Origin of the sequence: Pseudomonas sp. WS 5027 (genome assembly GCF_012985695.1) — a bacterium.
Lineage (GTDB): Bacteria > Pseudomonadota > Gammaproteobacteria > Pseudomonadales > Pseudomonadaceae > Aquipseudomonas > Aquipseudomonas hygromyciniae.
This window is the reverse complement of record NZ_JAAQWU010000021.1, coordinates 87685-106264: the sequence shown is the minus strand read 5'-3', so window position 1 is coordinate 106264 and position 18580 is coordinate 87685. Positions and strand designations below refer to the sequence as shown.

The 18580-nt window shown below is 61.5% G+C and carries 14 protein-coding genes; 2 read left to right on the top strand and 12 right to left on the bottom strand.

All coding sequences use genetic code 11. From position 1 onward, the window contains the following. Positions 1-84 precede the first annotated feature (84 nt). The 8 genes from HBO09_RS23045 to HBO09_RS23010 form a co-directional block, all read right to left on the bottom strand. Entirely contained in the window at positions 85-3009 is a 2925-nt protein-coding gene (locus HBO09_RS23045) for an autotransporter serine protease (RefSeq protein ID WP_169997507.1), read from the bottom strand. A gap of 66 nt (positions 3010-3075) precedes the next feature. Beyond that, positions 3076-4413: a TolC family outer membrane protein gene (locus HBO09_RS23040; RefSeq protein WP_169997353.1), complete on the bottom strand. Its 1338-nt coding sequence runs from the start codon at positions 4411-4413 to the stop codon at positions 3076-3078. 2 nt (positions 4414-4415) lie between these two features. Next, the gene (locus HBO09_RS23035) at positions 4416-5738 is read right to left on the bottom strand and encodes an HlyD family type I secretion periplasmic adaptor subunit (protein WP_169997355.1); all 1323 of its coding nucleotides are present in this window, start codon (positions 5736-5738) and stop codon (positions 4416-4418) included. Continuing rightward, positions 5735-7486 carry a type I secretion system permease/ATPase gene (locus tag HBO09_RS23030; RefSeq protein ID WP_169997357.1) on the bottom strand — a complete coding sequence of 584 codons (1752 nt, stop codon included), beginning with the start codon at positions 7484-7486 and terminating at the stop codon, positions 5735-5737. Before HBO09_RS23030 ends, HBO09_RS23035 begins: the two co-directional genes overlap by 4 nt. A 177-nt stretch (positions 7487-7663) precedes the next feature. Then, entirely contained in the window at positions 7664-8032 is a 369-nt protein-coding gene (locus tag HBO09_RS23025) for an AprI/Inh family metalloprotease inhibitor (protein ID WP_169997359.1), read from the bottom strand. Positions 8033-8284: 252 nt separating this feature from the next. Continuing rightward, on the bottom strand, positions 8285-9733 hold the full coding sequence (locus HBO09_RS23020; RefSeq protein ID WP_169997361.1) for a serralysin family metalloprotease: 1449 nt from the start codon (positions 9731-9733) through the stop codon (positions 8285-8287). Positions 9734-10270: 537 nt separating this feature from the next. Next, complete coding sequence (locus tag HBO09_RS23015) at positions 10271-11365, bottom strand: P1 family peptidase (RefSeq protein ID WP_169997363.1); 1095 nt, start codon at positions 11363-11365, stop codon at positions 10271-10273. Positions 11366-11374: 9 nt separating this feature from the next. Continuing rightward, the gene (locus tag HBO09_RS23010) at positions 11375-12739 is read right to left on the bottom strand and encodes an APC family permease (protein WP_169997365.1); all 1365 of its coding nucleotides are present in this window, start codon (positions 12737-12739) and stop codon (positions 11375-11377) included. Between the two features lie 284 nt (positions 12740-13023). Here HBO09_RS23010 and HBO09_RS23005 point away from each other — a divergent pair, with 284 nt between their 5' ends. After that, positions 13024-13818 carry a helix-turn-helix transcriptional regulator gene (locus tag HBO09_RS23005; RefSeq protein WP_169997367.1) on the top strand — a complete coding sequence of 265 codons (795 nt, stop codon included), beginning with the start codon at positions 13024-13026 and terminating at the stop codon, positions 13816-13818. 341 nt (positions 13819-14159) lie between these two features. On the opposite strand, the gene HBO09_RS23000 is transcribed toward HBO09_RS23005, so the two are convergent. The 4 genes from HBO09_RS23000 to HBO09_RS22985 are packed head-to-tail and all read right to left on the bottom strand — an operon-like array spanning position 14160 to position 17949. Then, positions 14160-15239, bottom strand: coding sequence for a polyamine ABC transporter substrate-binding protein (locus HBO09_RS23000; protein WP_169997369.1), 1080 nt, complete (start codon positions 15237-15239; stop codon positions 14160-14162). Between the two features lie 60 nt (positions 15240-15299). Then, positions 15300-15641: a cupin domain-containing protein gene (locus tag HBO09_RS22995; RefSeq protein WP_169997371.1), complete on the bottom strand. Its 342-nt coding sequence runs from the start codon at positions 15639-15641 to the stop codon at positions 15300-15302. A gap of 27 nt (positions 15642-15668) precedes the next feature. Next, positions 15669-17075: an FAD-binding oxidoreductase gene (locus HBO09_RS22990; RefSeq protein ID WP_169997373.1), complete on the bottom strand. Its 1407-nt coding sequence runs from the start codon at positions 17073-17075 to the stop codon at positions 15669-15671. Positions 17076-17124: 49 nt separating this feature from the next. Further along, entirely contained in the window at positions 17125-17949 is an 825-nt protein-coding gene (locus HBO09_RS22985; RefSeq protein ID WP_169997375.1) for a helix-turn-helix domain-containing protein, read from the bottom strand. 256 nt (positions 17950-18205) lie between these two features. Here HBO09_RS22985 and HBO09_RS22980 point away from each other — a divergent pair, with 256 nt between their 5' ends. Then, a complete protein-coding gene (locus HBO09_RS22980; RefSeq protein WP_169997377.1) occupies positions 18206-18478 on the top strand; it encodes a DUF1652 domain-containing protein in 273 nt (90 codons plus the stop codon). The last annotated feature ends 102 nt before the right edge of the window (positions 18479-18580 follow it).

The following is an 18580-nucleotide window of genomic DNA, read 5'->3' as shown; positions in this document are numbered from 1 at the left end:
GCGGAGTGAAACCCTCGTTGTTTTGCGTTCACGGTGACCTTCCTTAGTTTTGTTGCGTTTGTTGTTCTTGTTGTTGGCGCCGATTCAGAACTGCCAGTCGAGGCTCAGCCCCACCCCTTGGTTGTTTTCCTTCGCGCCCAGTTGGCCGCTGTAATCGAGGTTGACCCGCGTGGTGTCACTCAATGCCAGGCTGGCCTTCAAGCCCACCAGCGCGGCGTCGCGCTGCAACGGTGTGCTGCGCACGGCAAACGAGGGGCCGCCAGCGACAAAAGCCAGATGTTCCTCGGACTCAACCGGTGTAAAGCTGTGCTGCCAGCCCAGGGATCCGGAGATTTCTACTTGCTGCTGGTCATTCAAAGACAGGGTTTTGAGGGCGCGCAGGCCCAGGGTGCCGAGGGTGGCGTCGCGCCGATCACTGCCGCGTTGCAGGGCTGCGCCATCGCCTTTTTCATGGAATCGTTCGCTGTCCAGGTGTACGTAGGCCAGGTTGGCGAACGGTTCCAGGGCCAGCGCTTGCAGGTCCAGGCGATAGGCCGCCTCGCTGAACACCTGAAGGCTGCGCGCATCCAGTTTGGTTTTTTGCTTGGCGCTGACGTCAGCGTATTGCAGGTCGCGCTGCACATCGCCGCGATGCCAGCTGTAGGCACCGCCCAGGCTGACGCGCCAGTTACCCAGCTCACGCCCGGCATAGGTGCCCAGGTGATAGCTGTCGACATCGGCCGACGAATGCGTGCCATCGCCCATATTCAGCGAACTGTCGCTATAGCCCGCCATCACACCCACACGGGTCTGCTCGTCCCACTGGCCATCGACACCCAGCAACATCCCGCCGATAGAGCGGGTGTAACCGGCATATTCGCTGCGGCTGTCGGCCTTGCCCCAGGCACCGAGGGCCTTGATCCAGAGGTTGCTTTCGCCCGTAGCAGGCACATGGCGCAGGCGCTCACCGACGGCATCGCGTACATGGCGGCTGTCGTTGATCAACATCGCGCCCACCGCCGGGTAGATCTCGCCAGACAACTGCTGGAAGGCCTGGCGGGCAACCACGCTGGAATCGCTACTCAGCACGCTTTCATACACTGGGTTGCCAGCCCCCAACTGCTCGGCAGCCGCGGCCACGGCGCGCTGGTTGCGGGTCGCCGCGACGCTGGCAAAGCTCGCATCATTGCGGGCGATCGCCAGTTGCACGCCGTTGCCGGTGTAATCGAGGTCGCCACCGAGAAAAAGGTAGTTGGGCATTACCGCAGCAAAACTGCCGGTGACACCGCCCGCCGCCTGCAAAATGGTGTACTGGCGACCGATCAGGCTTTGCGCCTGGGGCTGACTGAGCAGGGTCGGACTGTTTTCCAGGGCCAGGGTCACGGTGCCGCCGTTGAGGGTCGCTCTGCCGTCGGCAACGATGCGATCACTGCTGGTGTTCGACAGCTCCACGGCATAGGTGGAGCCGGCGTTGAAGTTCACATCGCCGCTCACGTTCAAGGTGCCGATGGAGTTGCCCGGCGCCACCACACTGCCGCTATTGGCCTGCAACGCGCCAATGCGTCCGGAGCCGCCCAAGGTCCCGCCATTGTTGAGCGTGACCGCCGAGGTCAACGAACCATCAACCTTCAACACACCACCATTGACCGTGGTCGGGCCGCGATAAGTGCTGTCGCCACTGAGCACCAGGCTGCCGCCGCCGGACTTGATCAGGCTGCCTTGATACACACGCAGGGCGCCAGCCGCATCACGGGCCATGCCCACCGCGTAGTCCGTCTGTTCCTGCTGGCTGGCGCCGGCGCCGATGCCATTTCCCCAGCCCTTGTCCTGCAAGGTCTGTTGCCATGCCAGGTGTTCGGCGCGGTCTTCGGCCTGGCGCTGCAGCAGCGTCTGGTCGGAGATGCCATTGCTCCATACATCGCCCTGCCCGGCGGCCAGGTTGACGTCCATGGGGCCGAGCAACTGCCCCGGCCCATGCATCGCCCGGCCAAGGTCCGGCACGCCCCAACCGACTTTGGCCGTCGGCGCCTGCGTCAGCGAACCATCCAGTTGCGTGGCCGTTGTCAGCAACACCTGCAAGGCCTGCTCGTTGTTCAAGTACGGGTAGCGCTCCATCACCAGCGCCAAGGCGCCCGTGGCATGGGGGGCCGACATCGAGGTGCCGGATTTGACCGCGTAACCGCCGCCGGGAATGGTGCTGTCGATCTTCGCGCCGGGGGTGGAGATGCACCAATACTTGGCGATGCCACACTGGTTGTACTTCTGGTTATTGGCCTGGTCCAGGCCCGACACCGCCAGCCAATGGCCTTCCAGTTCCGGTTCAAAGTACGGCAAGGCTGAACGCACGCTGGCGTTGGCGTAGCCGCTGTTGCCGGCGCTGAACACATTGATCACCCCGGCCCGGGCCACATCGGCAGCGGCGTCCAGCCAGGTACCCTGGTTGAAGTGTTGGGCGTAGGCCGCGTGCAGGTCGCCCAGGGTCTGGTAGCTGACATCCTTGGGCTGGCTGCCCCAGCTGTTGTTGATCGCACGCACCCCGGAATCGACCATGGCGCTGTACACCGCCTTGAAATACAGGGGATCGGGCGTCGGGCCAAACAGAAAGCTGTCGTTGGCGTTGGTATTGCCCACATAGAGCTGCGCGTTGTAGGCCACGCCATGCATGCCGATGCCATCACGCGCAGCGGCCATGGTGCCGGTGACGTGGGTGCCGTGGGAGTCGTTGTTGGGGTTCAGCGCACCGGTGGTGGAGAACGGGCTGCCATCCACATAGGTGCCGTTGGCGGTCACCGGGTGAAAGCGCTCCGGGGACGCTTCGGGGTGGCTGGCATCGAAGCCCGAGTCCAGGGCGCCAATCTTGACCCCGGCACCGCTGATACCCGCCGCATAGGCTTGATCGGCCTGCATGCGCCCCAGGCCCCAGTCCCTTTGATACTCCGCCGAGCGCCAACTGGCGGGGTCGCCCGGCTTGCCGGTTTCCACATAGGGCGCGGCCTGGGCAGTGCCCAGGCTGGCCAGCCCACACAGCATGACGCAGTGATAGCCTCGTTGTTTCGCGTTCACGGTGACCGTCCTCACTTTTCTTGTGTTTTTTATTCAGCGCGGGGCTGGGCCGAAGGCTTCGTCGACCTTGGCCAGGTCGGTGTCGCGCAGGTTGCCCGCGTAGTAATGCAACTTGGTCCAGGCCATCAGGTAGTCGTAACGGGCCTGGGCCAGGTCGCGGCGGGTGCTGTACAGCTGCTGCTCGGCGTTGAGGGCATCGAGATTGACGCGCTCGCCGCCGAGGATGCTTTGCTTGGTCGAGACCACCAGCGCTTCGGCCGAGGCCAGGGCCTTTTGATAGGCGCGCAGCTTGCTGACCCCCGACAGGCAGGCACTGAACTGGCGTCGCAACTCGATCAGGGTCTCGCGGGTCTTGCCCTCCAGTTCGTACTCGGCCTGCTCCATGGAGCGACTGGCCTGGCGGGTGGACGCCGATACGCCACCCCCGGCATACAGCGGCACGCTGACTTCAATGCCGATGGTGTTGGTGTCGTAGCGCTGGTTGTAGGTGTTGCCGCTGTCGGATTCCTGCTGGCGCGAACTGGCATACGCAGTGATCCGCGGCAGGTGCCCGGCGCGGTTGCGTTCCACTTCATAGCGCGCCACTTCCACGGCCTGGCGCTGGGAGGCCAGGGTCGGGTTGTTGGTCAGCGCCAGTTCGTGCCAGCTGTCGTAGTTGGCCGGGGCCAGGGTGAAGGCGGCAAAGTCGCGGCTCAGTGGCGCCAGGTCGGCGATATCGACGCTCTGTACGCCAAGCAATGCGCCCAGTTCGCGCAGTGACGCGTCCTGCTCGTCAAGCGCCTGGATTTCTTCGGCGGTCGCCAGTTCATAACGAGATTCGGCCTCCAGAATGTCGGTACGGGTGCCCTCGCCTTGCTGGAACAGGTGCTGGTTCTGCTGGAACTGCTGCTCGTAGGCTTTCTTTTTGGCCCGGGCGATATCGATCTGGTCCTGGGCGAACAGGGCCTGGGTGTAATACGTCAGCACCCGCACCAACAGTGCCTGGCTTTTGTCGCGAAAACTCTCGTCGGCAAACAGCGCCTGGGCCACGCCCTTGCGGTAGTTGGCATAGGCTTCGTAGTCGAACAGTGGCTGTTGCAGGGTGAAGGTCGAGCCGAAGCTGTTGTAGTTGCGATCGTCGTGATAGTGGCCACCACGGCCATCTGGCAGGTTGGCCTGGGAGTTGTTGCGACCCTTGTTGTAGTTGTACGACAGCCGGGGCAACAGGCCGGCGCGGCCAATGGTGCGGCTTTCCAGGCCGGCGTCACGCTCCTTGATCGCACCGAGGAACACTGGATCGTTTCGCAGCGCCAGTTCATACACATCGAACGGGCCCATGGCGGCCTGGGCGCTGCTGCAGGCGAGGAGCAAGGCGATGAACAGTGGTTTCATGCTCATTCCTCGGTCAACGCCGAGCCGGCACGGTCGAGCAGCGGCTTGAACAGGTAGTTGAGCAACGAGCGTTCGCCGGTACGCACAAACATCTCGGCAGGCATGCCCGGCTTGATCACCAGGCCCTGGAGTTTTTCCAGGGAGGCATCGCTGACCGTGGTGCGCAGCACGTAATACGGCATACCGGTTTTTTCATCGAGCAACTGGTCGGCGGAGATCAGGCTCACTTCTCCCGGCACCCGAGGCGTGCGGCTCTGATTGAAGGCGGTGAACAGAATGTCCACGGGCAGATGGCTGCCGACCTTGTCCACCAGGTTCACCGGCAAACGCCCTTCCACTTCCAGGCGCGTGTCCTGGGGCACGATTTCCAGCAGCGTTTCCCCGGCTCGCACCACGGCACCCTCGGTATGCACCCCGAGGTTGACTGCGATGCCATCGGCCGGCGCGTTGATTTCACTGTGTTGCAGGTCAAAGCCGGCGGAGGTCAACTGCTGCTCCAGGGTCAGGCTGCGTAGCTGCGCGTCGGCCAGTTGGCTGCGGACTTCCTTCTGGTATTCCTCGCTGTGCTGTTGCAACTTGAGGCGCGACTCGAGAATGCCCTGCTCCAGGCGCCCGCTTTCGCCGCTGTTCTGCGCCAGGTCCTGCTGCACCTGGGACAGTTGGCGCTGGTATTCCAGCAGGCGGTTGCGCGGGATATAGCCGTTGTCGGCCAAGGGTTGCAGGTTGGCCAGTTGATCACGCAGCGATTGCGCCTGGGCGCTCAGATCGGTGCGGGCGCGGCGCATGCCGTTGAGTTGGGCGCTGGCGCCTTCGATGCTGGCGCGAATCCCCGATTGCTCGCGGGCAAAGGCATCACGCCGACTGCTGAACAGTTGGCGCTGGCCTTCAAGTACCAGGGCCAGCGCAGGATCGGCGGCGCTACTCAGTTCAGCGGGAAAGACCACCGCCGGCAAGTTATCGCGCTCGCTCTGCCAACGGGCGACGCTGGCCCAGGCCATGCGGTATTGGGCTTGCAGGGAATGCACGTCGGCCTGGCTTTGGGTCTGGTCGAGGCGAAACAGCGGTTGGCCCTGTTTGACCACCTCGCCTTCGCGCACCAGGATCCGGCTGACCACGCCGGGGCTCAGGGTTTGCACGGCCTTGCGCTTGCCGGACACCACCACTGTGCCCTGCACCGGGATCCCCTGGTCCAGCGGCGCCAGGCTGGCCCAGAGGAAGAATCCCCCGGCGCCGACCACCGTCATCACCCAGCCCAAGCGGGAGAAAAAGCGCGCATCGCGCTCGGGAAAGGTCTGCTCTGGTTGCAGGCTGCTCTCGGTACTCATTGGCCTGGATTCCTTGCCGCAGGATATTGACGGTTCAAGCTGACGCCGGCCTTTTCACGGGGTGGCTCCGCTTGCCCGGACAGCGCCCGCAGCACCTCCTGGCTGGGGCCAAACGCTTGCAGGCGGCCTTCGTTGAGCACCAGCAGCTTGTCGGCCTGGGCCAGCGCCGAAGAGCGGTGGGTGACCAGGATCACGCTGCTGCCCTGGGCTTTCATCTGCATGATGGCGCTGGCCAAAGCGGCCTCGCCCACGGTGTCGAGGTTGGAATTGGGTTCGTCCAGTACGATCAGGCGCGGCCCGCCATACAGCGCGCGGGCCAGGGCCACCCGTTGTTTCTGCCCACCGGACAGGCCGCTGCCGTCGTCGCCCAACACCGTGTCGTAGCCTTGGGGCAAGCGCAGAATCAGGTCGTGCACCCCAGCTTGCTGGGCGGCGTGCACCACCTGCTCAGGGTCAGCCTGGCGAAAACGCGCGATGTTGTCGGCGATGCTGCCGCTGAACAGTTCGATGTCCTGGGGCAAGTAACCGATATGGGGGCCGAGGTCGTCGCGGTCCCAGCGATGGATATCGGCACCGTCCAGGCGCACCGTGCCAGCCAGGGTTGGCCATACGCCCACCAGCACCCGCGCCAGGGTCGATTTGCCGGACCCGGACGCCCCCAATACCCCCAACACTTCACCGGCCGCGAGGTTGAAGCTGACCTGATGCAAGGTCGCCACCCGCCGCCCCGGAGGGCCGGCGCTGACCTGCTCGAAACTCACCTGGCCCTTGGGCGGCGGCAGCGCCATGGCCTGCGCCCCGGGCGGGAAGGCCTGCAACAGCTCATCCAAGCGCTGGTAGGCCAGCTTGGCCGAGCTCCATTGCTTCCACACTGCGATCAACTGGTCGATCGGGCTGAGCACCCGCCCCATCAGAATGGTCCCGGCAATCATCATCCCCGCCGTCATCTGGCCCTTGATTACCAACAACGCGCCCAGCCCCAACACCAACGATTGCAGGAGCAGACGCAAGGATTTGCTCAAGGAGCTGATCACCGAACCGGTGTCACTGGCCTGGTTCTGCAGGCCGAGAAACTGCGAATGCACCTGGAACCAACGACCGCGTAGCGCCCCCAGCATGCCCATGGCCTGGATGGTCTCGGCGTTGTGCAAGTGGCTGGTGGCCAATTGGGTGGACTGTTGCGAGTAGCCGCTGGCTTCGCGCAACGGCTTTTTGGTGAGGTATTCGTTAAGGCATGCCAGCGCAATCAACAGCACGGCGCCGGCGGTGGCCAGCACCCCCAGCCAGACGTTGAACAGGAAGATCACCAGCAAATAGATCGGGAACCAAGGCGCATCGAAGAACGCAAACAACGCAGGCCCGGTGAGGAACTGGCGGATATGGGTCAAATCCCCCAAGGATTGCCCGGCGTGACCTTCGCCCCGCTGCAGATTGCGCTCGAAGGCGGCCTTGTAGACCTGCAGGTTGAACCGGCGCTCCAACTGGCTGCCGATGCGGATCACGATAAAGCTGCGCACCACTTCCAGGGTGCCGATAAAGGCGAAGAACCCCACCACCATCAGGGTCAACATCACCAAGGTGGTTTCGTTCTGCGATGACAGTACCCGGTCATAGACTTGCAGCATATAAATGGACGGCACCAGCATCAGCAGATTGATCAACGCAGTGAAGCAACCGACGCTGATCAGGATACTTTTATAATCGCCGAGGGCTTTAAACAGTGGTGCAGTGGGAGTGGTCTTCGCCATGTTGCCTGATCTTCCCTGAGCTGAAATACGCGCAATAGTCTGCCGAGCGCCCCAAACAAGGGGGCGGGCAACTATTTCAATAGTGCTTGATATGTTGGAAGTGACAGGCCGATATAGGTCGCGACCAACAAATACATCTATATCTTGCAGTTATAAGCCTATAACCGCATTACTTGATTACTGTGTGCGTTGCAGTAACAGCTCTAATCCAGAAGCAGAACGCGCGGTATATTCGCCTTCTTTCTGCCGATTCAAATGGGTTATACCGGTGCCCTCGGCATTCATCAGCCAGATACCATCCGGGGTGGGCAACCAGGTCAGGGGTTTTTGCCCCAGCCACTGTTGCGCACAATCAATATTACCGGCCAGGCTGTTGGGTTGGTCGATCAGATACAGATCGCAGACCTGCTCTTGCTGGCGCAGTTGCCAGTGTCCAGCCAGTTGATCGGTGCTGGGTAAAACAAGGCTGCTTGCCATTGCGTGGGCTCCTGCCGACACGAGCAACGCCGGGATCAACCAGGCGGTTGCGTTACGAAAAATAGTCATCACCATTACCTGTTTGCGATGAGCGAGGCTGTTGTGGTGAACGGGGCTTGTTGTGGCGAGCGGGGCTTGTTGTGGCGAGCGGGCTTGCCCCGCGCTGGGGCGCGAAGCGGCCCTAGAAAATGGGACTGCTACGCAGTCCAACGGGGGACAAGCCCCCTCGCCACAACAAGCCCCATTGCTACAACACGCCCCATTGCCACAACAAGGCCACCCACAACAACAAACCCGCTCACCGCAGGTGCTACGCCTTGATCAAGCCACGATGTCGCTATAGGCCGCCTGGCCTACGGTGGTGACGAAGAAATCCGCCACGCCGTGCCCGGAAAAGTCCACCGCCAGCGTGCCCAGGTTGGTACCCGAGGCGTAGGTCAGCACGGCATCACCGGCAGCACCAGTAAAGGCGTTGACGAAATGCAGGCCACCGCCTTTGGTGATGCCGGTCAGGTCGATCTTGTCCGAACCCGAGGTGAAGTCAAGGATCTGGTCCGCCGCACCTGGCCGGGAATCGGAGCTGGCACCGAACACAAAGGTGTCCGAGCCCGCGCCGCCCCACAGTTTGTCGGCCCCGCCACCGCCGTAGATCAGGTCGTTACCGGCACCACCCTTGAGGGTGTTGGCCACTGCGTTGCCGATCAGCAGGTCGTTGCCCGAACCCCCAAAGGCGTTTTCCACGGTCACGCCCTGGGCAATCGACACGTTACCCACCAGGCCGCCCACGTCGGAGAACGACGTCTCGTTGAGGTTGATTTTCTGGTTCTGGGTAAAGCCGGAGAAGTCCAGGGTGTCGTTGCCGCCACCGTCCCACACCGAGAACACCAGCTTGTCGGCATTGGAAGTGGCGCTGAGGTGATCACGCCCGGTGTTGGAGTTGAAACCGTAGGTGGTGTCACCGGCACGGGTGTTGTAGTTGGCACCGTAGAGCTTCTGGATCGCCGCGATATCATCGATCAGCGGGCCGGACGCATAGGCCTCTACCCCGCCTTTGGTGAAGTTCTGGTTGGTGTTGTTTTCACCCCAGTAGCTCATCACGCTGTAGCCACGAGTGTCCTGGCCGTAGTCCGCATCTTTGTAAGACGGGTTGCCGGTCCCGGCGTTGTAGTCGCCAGGGTGATCCAGGCCCAGGGTATGGCCGATCTCGTGGGTCAGGGTCTGGCGCCCGTAGTTGTTCAGGCCAGGGTTGATGTTGGCGGTGTAGCTGTTGTTGATCAGGTACCACGAGGTGCCATCCGTGCCGCTCGTGTGGTACTTCTCATTGGTGCCGGGCAGGTAGGCAAAGGCGGCGGCGCCGTCCTGGCCTGCGCTGTAGTTGCCGAAGGTCATGTGGAAGTCACCGCCCGAGGCTTTCTCGGTGAAGGTGACATTGGCCACATCGGCCCAGGATTGCATGGCCAGTACGGCCTGACCTTTTTGCAGGTTGCTGAACTGGCTGAACCCGGAGATACCATGCTTGTTCATGGTTGCCGAGGAAGCCGAGGTCAGGAAGGTGTAGGTCAGATCGATTCTGCCGTTGCCGTCAACGTCCCGGTATGCCGCGTTTTCGCGCAGCAAATGGTCGGCTGCCTGGTCGACAGAGAACGAAGGTTTGCCATTGACCGTGAGGTTGCCGCCACGGTCGTACAAATGGCTAAAGCTATCGATTTGTGAATAGGCACTACTTGCTTGAGCTGCCGAGACAATAGCTTTGTCTTTTACTTTCGACATAAACGTACTTCCTTGTTTGCAAGTGGAACAGTTTTTGTCCGATATGACGCTCTCTGGCGAGATCGTCCTATCACTCGCCTCTTATGAAGGCGAAAGAAAACTGACACAATTCGAAATCATACGTCCAGTATTTTTTTTGCTGGAAAATTGCACGAAGGGAATAACGCCTGCAAACACTGGGCAATAAGTGTTTATATTCTTTGTTTTAGATGGGATGCCGGAAAGTTGGTTATTTAAATATTAAATAGTGCTAAATGATTAAATGCCAGGCAGGTCACACTTTAATATTGAATGGATCCAATTAATTGATTGGGCTCCAATTTAAAAGTGTCACCGTGTCATTAACAACAATACATCCTGTGGCGAGCGGGCTTGCCCCACGCTGGGGTGCGTAGCAGCCCCTGAACGACGCCCACGGTTAACCTGACTAAACTCGGTGAGCTTATTGGGGCTGCTGCGCAGCCCAGCGCGGGGCAAGCCCGCTCGCCACAACAAGCCCGCTCGCCACAGACACAGACACAGCCGCGCCTCACTCCTTTAGCGCCAGCCTGTCTGGCGCATTGCCTCCAGCAGCGTCTGCCCATCCAGGCCCGGCACCAGCACGCCATCGGCGGTGGTCATGTCCTCCCCGGCGAGGATCGCGTTGATGATCGCCTCTTCCACCGCCTCGGCCGCAGCACTGAACAACGGTGAAATATGATCATTGTTGACCATGCTCAACGCCGTGCTGAGGGGCAAGTCCTTGCGCCCATAATCTGCGGGCGGCAGGTCGTGGTTGCCGGTGGCAAACGCCAGGAACAGGTCGCCACTGGAGTCCTCGGTACCGCCGCCGGTACGGGCAATGCCGATGGAGGCGCGTTGCGCCAGGCGCTGGCACTGGTGCGGCAGCAATGGCGCATCGGTGGCGATGATCACCACGATGGAGCCCATGCCTGGGGTGCCACGCTCGGCAAACGGCGAGGCAATTTCCATCAAGTGCCGCCCCACCGGGTAGCCATCCACCCGCAGTTCCTGGCGCTTGCCGTGGTTGGCCTGCACCAGCACGCCGACGGTCCAGCCACCCTGCTCCGCCGCCAGTTTGCGCGAGGCGCTGCCGATGCCGCCCTTGAACTCATGGCAGATCATCCCGGTGCCGCCGCCCACAGCGCCTTCCTGCACCGGGCCGGATTCTGCACTGGCCATGGCCTGGAGCACATGCTCCGGGCCGATGTGCTGGCCCCAGATATCGTTGAGCAGGCCGTCATAGGTCTCCATCACCACCGGCATGCACCAGTACACCGCCGGGTCTGCCAGGCTGTCGCGCTCCAGGGCAATCAGGGTGTCACGCACAATGCCAATGCTGTGGGTGTTGGTGATCGCCAGGGGCGTAGTCAGCAGCCCGGCTTCGCCGATCCACTCCAGGCCGGTGGCGTCGCCGTTGCCGTTGAGTACGTGATACCCGGCAAAACACGGCTGCAACCGCGCAGCACCGGCCCGCGGCTGAATCAGCGTGACCCCGGTGCGTACCTGCTTGCCATCGATCTGCTCCTTGAGCGTGCTGTGGCCGACCCGAACCCCGGGGACGTCGGTAATCGCATTCAATTCGCCGGGCGTGCCCAGCCCCAACGTAATGCCCAATTGACGTGCGCGCATAACCACTCCTTACAGTTTCTGGAACGCCGGACTCGTCCGGCCGCTGATGCAATACAGGATCACCGACAAGGCCAGCAGGCCGATGATAATCATGATGTCGCGCATGGACGCCGCGATAAACAAGGTAAACAACAGATAACCCGCGCCCGCCACCGCCAGCAATGCCGGCACCGGCCACAGGGGCATGCGGTACGGGTGCTCGCGCTCGCGCAGCAGCACCCGGCTCATCAGCGCACTCAGGGCGACGATCAGGTACACCAGCATGATCAACAACACGCTGAAGGACGTCAGGTCCGCCAGGTTGGAGCTGAAGCTGAGCAGTGCCGAAGGGATCGCCAGGAACAGCGTGGCCAGCCATGGCGAATCCCAGCGCGGGTGGATACGGGTGAAGAGTTTATTGATGGTCGGCGTCCACAGCGCATCGCGGCCACTGCTGAACACGACCCGGCCGATCTGGATCACGATGGCAACGATGGCGTTGAACACTGAGAGGAAGATCCCGGCACTGACCAGGCGCGACAGGGTTTCATTGCCATGACTGGTCAGCAGGTAACCGATGGGATCCGGGCTGCTGATCATCTCACTGAGGGATGGGGCACCGATCAACAGTGCGGTAATTGGCACCAACTCGATCACCACCACCAGGCCCAGGGACCACAGCACCGCCTTGTGCACGCCCTTGCCGCCGCACTTCATGTCTTCGGCCAACAACACCGCCGGGCCATAGCCGTTGAACGAGAACAGGCCGATGCCCACGGCGCCGATCACCAGGGCCCAGGGCGCCAAATGCAATACGCCGTTTTCGACGATTTGCGGCTGGAACAGCACACTGGCCGGCTGCACCGGGTTGCCAAAGCCGATAAACACGATCACCAGCAACGCCGCCACTTCCAGCAACAGGCAGGTGCCGGTGATCCACGCATTGAGCTTGATATTGAGGATGCCCAGGGCGTAACTGCACACCACGATCACCAGGGCCACGGTTTGTGAGTCGAACTTCGTGCCCAGGGCATTATTGAGGTACGTCGCCGCACCGGTGGCCAGTACCGGCGGGATAAACAGCAACATCACCAGTACGGTGAGGAAGGTCGCGTAGCCCGCCATTCCGCCGAACACCCGCTTGGCGTACACATACTCGCCACCCGCGCTGTTATGGGCGCGCCCCAGTTCGGCGTAGCAAAAGGCGAACATCAGCGCCAGTAACCCGGCCATCACAAACGCCAGGAACACCCCACTGCCGGCTTGCTGGATCGCAAACGGCGCAATGACAAACACGGAACTGGCCGGGGTCACCGCCGAAACGGTAATGGCCACCACATCGAACACACTCAAGGTAGGTTTCAGCACGCCGTCAGGCGCGGGGGTTGTGCTCATATCGTTATCCTCTTGTTTATTCTTGGTTTGAGGCAGAAACGAAAAAAGAAGGGGCGATCTATTTTTTATTGTAGGAGCGAGCTTGCTCGCGAAAGACGTCAACGCAAACGCGTACTGACTGGGTAACCGCAGCGCGCTCAGGCTTTTCGCGAGCAAGCTCGCTCCTACAGGGAATGTAGGGGTTGCCACTACACCGGCCAATTCCCCTATTGGAGTACTCCCCTTGACGGGACAGGGTAAAAACCGAACTCTTGGCCGATCTTTCAGCCATCGGAACCCATCACATGAGCCTGTTTCGGGAAATCGGCATGCATGCGGGCCTGGGCCGTACCGTGTCGCAAATTGGCACCGAGCGCTTCTGGAAGCAATTGGTGCTGTTGCTGCACCAGAACCTGGCTTTCGATAACGCCCTGGCGATCTTCTACCCGCTGGATGGCCCGCCCCAGGCGCTGGAAGAGTACGACGCGCAACCCACCAGCAAACCGGCGTCGATGCTGGTGTACCTCAATGGCTTGTACTTGCTCGACCCGTTCTTCCAGGCGTGCCGCGAAGGCTACGCCAGTGGCGTATACCGCCTGGAAGAGGTGGCGCCGGACCATTTCCGCCAGAGCGAGTATTTCCTCAATTACTTCCACGACAACGTGCTGGAGGATGAAGTGCAATTCATCCTGCAACTGCCTGGGGCAGGCACTTTGTCGTTGTCATTGGGGATGCAGCGGGTATTTACCGCGACGGAAACCGGGCTGCTGACGCTGTTGGCGGCGTGGGTGCTGCCGTTGATGCAGCAGCATTGGCAACAGATTACCCAGCGCGCACCGGCCGGCGAGGCGATGGCCAGCCAGATACGCGATGCGTTGAGCCATTTCGGCAGTGGCGTGCTGTCCGAGCGCGAGCTGGAAATCGCCCGCCTGGTCTTGCGCGGGTTCTCGTCCAAGGCCATGGCCGAACGCCTGAGCATCTCGCCAGACACGGTCAAGGTGCATCGACGCCACCTCTACGCCAAGCTGGATATCTCGTCGCAGCCGGAGTTGTTTTCGTTGTTTATCCAATCGCTGGGGCACGACCTGGATAACCCCTAGGCCTGGTTGTGGCCAGGGGGCTTGTCCCCCGCTGGGCTGCGCAGCAGCCCCAAAGCCAGCCACCTCGGTGTACCTGGCAGAACTGGGTGAAGCTGTTGGGGCGGCTTTGCCGCCCCACGCGGGGCAAGCCCGCTCGCCACAAAAAGCTAGCGGTCTACAACAGGTTTCAGACTGCTAAAGCTCCCCTTTGTGGCGAGGGGGCTTGTCCCCCGTTGGGCTGCGCAGCAGCCCCAATAAGGTCCCCTCAGTTTCATCAGAGACACCGAGGTGGCTGGCTTTGGGGCTGCTGCGCAGCCCAGCGGGGGACAAGCCCCCTCGCCACAACAAGCCCCCCCACCAGGTCAGCGTCCGGTGCGGATGGTGTTCCAGATTCGCGTGCGAATGCGGTCGATCTTCATGGGCATGGCTTCGAGGGCGAACAGCTTGCCCATCATCTCCTCGCTCGGGTACACCTTGGTGTCGCTCTTGATCACCGGGTCCACCAGGCTGTCAGCGGCGCTGTTGCCGTTGGCGTAGTGCACGAAGTTGGTGATGCCGGCCATCACCTCGGGGCGCAGCAGGTAGTTCATGAAGGCATAGCCGGCTTTTTCATCCGGGGCGTCGGCGGGCATGGCGACCATGTCGAACCAGATCGCGGCGCCTTCCTTGGGGATGTTGTAGCCGATCTTCACGCCGTTCTTGGCTTCCTTGGCCCGGCTTTCGGCCTGCAGCACGTCACCCGAGAAACCTACCGCCACGCAGATGTCGCCGTTGGCCAGGTCGCCGGTGTATTTCGAGGAGTGGAAGTACGCAATGTATGGCCGCACTTTGAGCAGCAACGCCTCGGCCTTTTTGTAGTCCTTAGGGTCCTTGCTGTGGTGTGGCAAGCCCAGATAGTTCAGGGCGATCGGCAGCAATTCCGGACCGTTGTCGAGGATCGCCACCCCGCATTTGCTGAGTTTTTCCATGTACTCGGGCTTGAAGATCAAGTCCCAGGAATCCACCGGCGCGTCGTCGCCCAGCACTGCCTTGACCTTGTCGATGTTGTAGCCGATGCCAGTGCTGCCCCACAGGTACGGGAAGCCGTGTTCATTGCCCGGGTCGTTGGTTTGCAGGGCCTTGAGCAGCACCGGGTTGAGGTTCTTCCAGTTAGGCAACTGGCTCTTGTCGAGTTTCTTCAGAGCCCCACCCTGGATCTGCCGGGCCATGAAGTGGTTGGACGGGAAGACCACGTCGTAACCCGAATTGCCGGTCATCAACTTGCCATCCAGGGTCTCGTTGCTGTCGTACACGTCGTAGCTGAAACCGATCCCGGTTTCCTTCTGGAAGTTCTTGGTGGTGTCGGGTGCGATGTAACTCGACCAGTTGTAGATTTTCACCGTCTCGGCGGCCTGGGTCAGGGAAGCCACCAACATCAAGGGCAACAGGGCAATGGGTCTCATGGTTCGATTTCCTGGCGGTTATAGGGCTGTTTTTATGGCAGGCGATCAAGGATCAAAAGATTAGAGAATCAACACATAGGTCTTGCGCACGGTCTCCTGGATATCCCAGATACCCGTGCTGTTGGCCGGCAACATCAGTGCATCGCCGGCTTCGATATGCAGGGTTTCACCGTCATCGGGGGTGAAGGTGCAGCGGCCCTGGATAAAGTGGCAGAACTCCTGGGCCACGATCTGGCGCCGCCAGCGGCCCGGGGTGCATTCCCAGATGCCGGTTTCGACGCCATCGTTGCGTTCCACGCTGAGGGTGGAGGCCACGGCAATCGGGGTGCCGAGGGGCACGGCGACCGGGCTTGAGTCCGGCAGGTGGCGGTTAAGTGTGTCTTTGAACTGGGTAATGCTCATGGTCATACCTGTGGTGATTGAAGCGATTTAGTGCATGAAACCTTCCATAAAGCTGGCCATACCGCTGGCCAGCTTGCGCCGCCAGGGCGCGGTGTGCGGATTGGCCAGGGTCTGGTCCTCGTGGACGAAGCTGCGAATGATCGCGTTGTAGCCCAGCCAGCGACACGGCTCCGGTTCCCAACCCTTGAGGGCTTTCAGGCCGCCATCGCGCAGCACCCACGGCTGCTGGACCAGCGGCGTATCGCGCCCCAGGATCAGGTCGGCCAGGGTTCGGCCACCCAGGTTGCTGGCGCCGACGCCCTCCCCGCCATACCCACCCGACAAGGCGATACCGCTCTGCTGGTCGCACAGCATGTGTGGCCGAAAGCGCCGCGACATACCGAGGTTGCCACCCCAGGAATGGGTAACGCGCACATGCTGCAGTTGCGGGAACAGCTCGCAGAACAGATAGCGGCGCAACTCCACCTCGCTTTCGGTGAGGTCGAAGTTGTGACGCAACTTGCCGGCAAATTGATAGCCACCGCGGGCACCGAACACCAGGCGGTTATCTGCGGTGCGCTGGCCGTAGGTGACCTGGCGGCTGCTTTCACCAAACGCCTGGCCCTGATCCAGGCCGATTTCCTCCCAGGTACTGGCAGGCAAGGGTTCGGTCGCCACGATCAGGCTCTGCACCGGCAGTTGATAGCGGCCCAGGGGCTTGAGCGTCGGGGCATAGCCCTCCACTGCCGGCACCACCCACGAGGCCCGGACCTGGGCCTTGTCGGTGCGCAGGCTGGCGGACTGCCAGTGAGTGACCGGGCTGTTCTCGTAGATCGCCACGCCCATGGCCTCGACCACCCGCGCCAACCCGCGCACCAGCTTGGCCGGATGGATCGTCGCGACGTGGGGCGTGTACACCGCGCCATAGGCCGAGGCGATACGGATCTGCCCGGCCAGTTGCTCGGGGCTGAGCCAGCGGTAGTCATCGTCGGTCAGGCCTTGGCCGTGGAGCTTGGCCAGGTATTCGCGCAGGCTGGCTTCTTGCTCGGGGTAGCGGGCGGCACAGTGCAGCGCCCCACCCTTGCGATAATCGCAGTCAATGGCTTCGCGCTGCAGAACCTGGCCGACTTCATCGGGGATGCCATGCAGCAGGTCAAACGAGGCCCGGCGCTGCTCGGCAGGTAAGCCGGCGAGCAAGCGGTCTTCGCCCAAGAGGTTGCCCATCAACCAACCACCATTGCGCCCGGAAGCCCCAAAACCAGCGGTCTGCGCCTCGATGATCACCACCTTGAGCTGCGGCGCGTGGCGCTTGAGGTAATAGGCGGTCCACAGCCCGGTGTAGCCGGCGCCAATAATGGCCACATCGACATCCAGGTCCTGCTCCAGGGACGCACGCGCCTCTAGCGGCTCTTGCAGCTGGTCCATCCATAAACTGATCTTGCGCCATGCGGGCATGCCCAAACTCCACCACCAAACGTCGATGGCGTGATCCTAGTGCCTGGCTTCAGTCCTCGTCTTGCGCGCGTGCACGCAGGGAAATTTGTTTCACGTAGGCCTTGGGCGACAAGCCGGTGTGCTGGCGGAAACAGCTATAGAACGCCGATAACGAGTTGAAACCGGCGGCAAATGCCAGTTCATCAATGCGGATCGGCGGCGTGGCGCCATCCAGTGCCGCCAGCAAATGCTGCAGGCGGGCCTGGTTGACGTAGCGGTAGAAGCTCTGCCCCAGCACCTGGTTGAGCAGGTAGGAAATCTGGTTGCGACTGTAGCCACACTCCTTGGCCACCCGTTGCAGGTCCAGTTCAGGGTCGAGATAAGGTTGCTGGCGCTGGAAGTACTGCTGCAAATCGTTGGCCAGGTAGCTCAGTTGCTGGGGCGACAAGCCCAGGCGGCTGACGGTCGGTCGCGTGGCCTGGGACTGGGAGCGACTGGTGGCGGGCTCGTGGACCAGGGATGCATATTCGTTGACACGCCAGATCAGCCCGTCGCGCACGGTGATCGCCTCACTGGTACGAAACGACACCAGGCCCTGGCCGCCACGCAAGGTCACGCGGTACTGGATAAATGCGGTATCGCCATCAGTGCGGATGCGGTCAGTGTGCTCGATGGCCTCGTCGGGGTCGCGGGGCATGCTGGCTTGCAGGTACTCACGCAACTGGTCGAAGCACACCACGCGGTTCTGGAAGAAGTCGTGGTACTGGATATCCGGGTGGTAGTGCGCCATGACCCCGTCCAGATCGCGGTGCTTCCAACACAGATGGTGGCGCAATACCACGTCGGCGGTCACTTGCGTCTGTTGCGGGCTATCGGCCGGGACGGTCTGTGACATACAACACTCGCAAACGGCTAAAGCCTGGAGCTTGCACAACTTTACCGGGTGCTTCAATGGCCAAGTGACAGTTTTAAGTAATGGCCTTTTGCCTAAGCATTTGTAAGATATGACCCACGTCATACTTCCTGCAAGGAACTGCCGAACGGATAGAAATAAACCGGTGCTAATTGCAAGTGAGTGCTATTTTTTAAGCTTCACGGTCAGGACCATTGATGGGCCTGACACCCTTGCCGCGAGCTAAAGGAAGCGCTCAATGAACAAGGTTGGTCACATGAACAAAGTGACGTTCCCCAACGCATGTCAACTGATGCGCTGGCATTTTCACCCGGTAGGCTTTGAAGGCAGCATGGACGCGCCTGGCAGCATGATCGCGCGCTTGTTTGACCGAGCGAGTGGCGAAACCCTGATTGCCATTGCTGGCATTCCCTGTACCACGGTGATGAACGCCACGGATGTGGAGCGGATTATCGAAGCGATTGAGCTGGAGCTTGAATCGTTCGTACGCCCGCAGTTGCGGCAGGCGTAGTTGCAGGGCTTATTGTGGCAAACGGGCTTGCTGTGGCAAACGGGCTTCTTGTGGCGAGCGGGCTTGCCCCGCGCTGGGCTGCGTAGCAGCCCCAATAAGCTC

What these genes read in the sequence shown, in the direction of transcription:
- HBO09_RS23015 (WP_169997363.1), bottom strand. Translation starts at nt 11,365, where the DNA reads ATGCGCGCACGTCAATTGGGCATTACGTTGGGGCTGGGCACGCCCGGC.
- HBO09_RS22995 (WP_169997371.1), bottom strand. Translation starts at nt 15,641, where the DNA reads ATGAGCATTACCCAGTTCAAAGACACACTTAACCGCCACCTGCCGGAC.
- HBO09_RS23020 (WP_169997361.1), bottom strand. Translation starts at nt 9,733, where the DNA reads ATGTCGAAAGTAAAAGACAAAGCTATTGTCTCGGCAGCTCAAGCAAGT.
- HBO09_RS23035 (WP_169997355.1), bottom strand. Translation starts at nt 5,738, where the DNA reads ATGAGTACCGAGAGCAGCCTGCAACCAGAGCAGACCTTTCCCGAGCGC.
- HBO09_RS23010 (WP_169997365.1), bottom strand. Translation starts at nt 12,739, where the DNA reads ATGAGCACAACCCCCGCGCCTGACGGCGTGCTGAAACCTACCTTGAGT.
- HBO09_RS22985 (WP_169997375.1), bottom strand. Translation starts at nt 17,949, where the DNA reads ATGTCACAGACCGTCCCGGCCGATAGCCCGCAACAGACGCAAGTGACC.
- HBO09_RS22990 (WP_169997373.1), bottom strand. Translation starts at nt 17,075, where the DNA reads ATGCCCGCATGGCGCAAGATCAGTTTATGGATGGACCAGCTGCAAGAG.
- HBO09_RS23040 (WP_169997353.1), bottom strand. Translation starts at nt 4,413, where the DNA reads ATGAAACCACTGTTCATCGCCTTGCTCCTCGCCTGCAGCAGCGCCCAG.
- HBO09_RS23045 (WP_169997507.1), bottom strand. Translation starts at nt 3,009, where the DNA reads ATGCTGTGTGGGCTGGCCAGCCTGGGCACTGCCCAGGCCGCGCCCTAT.
- HBO09_RS23000 (WP_169997369.1), bottom strand. Translation starts at nt 15,239, where the DNA reads ATGAGACCCATTGCCCTGTTGCCCTTGATGTTGGTGGCTTCCCTGACC.
- HBO09_RS23030 (WP_169997357.1), bottom strand. Translation starts at nt 7,486, where the DNA reads ATGGCGAAGACCACTCCCACTGCACCACTGTTTAAAGCCCTCGGCGAT.
- HBO09_RS22980 (WP_169997377.1), top strand. Translation starts at nt 18,206, where the DNA reads ATGAACAAGGTTGGTCACATGAACAAAGTGACGTTCCCCAACGCATGT.
- HBO09_RS23025 (WP_169997359.1), bottom strand. Translation starts at nt 8,032, where the DNA reads ATGACTATTTTTCGTAACGCAACCGCCTGGTTGATCCCGGCGTTGCTC.
- HBO09_RS23005 (WP_169997367.1), top strand. Translation starts at nt 13,024, where the DNA reads ATGAGCCTGTTTCGGGAAATCGGCATGCATGCGGGCCTGGGCCGTACC.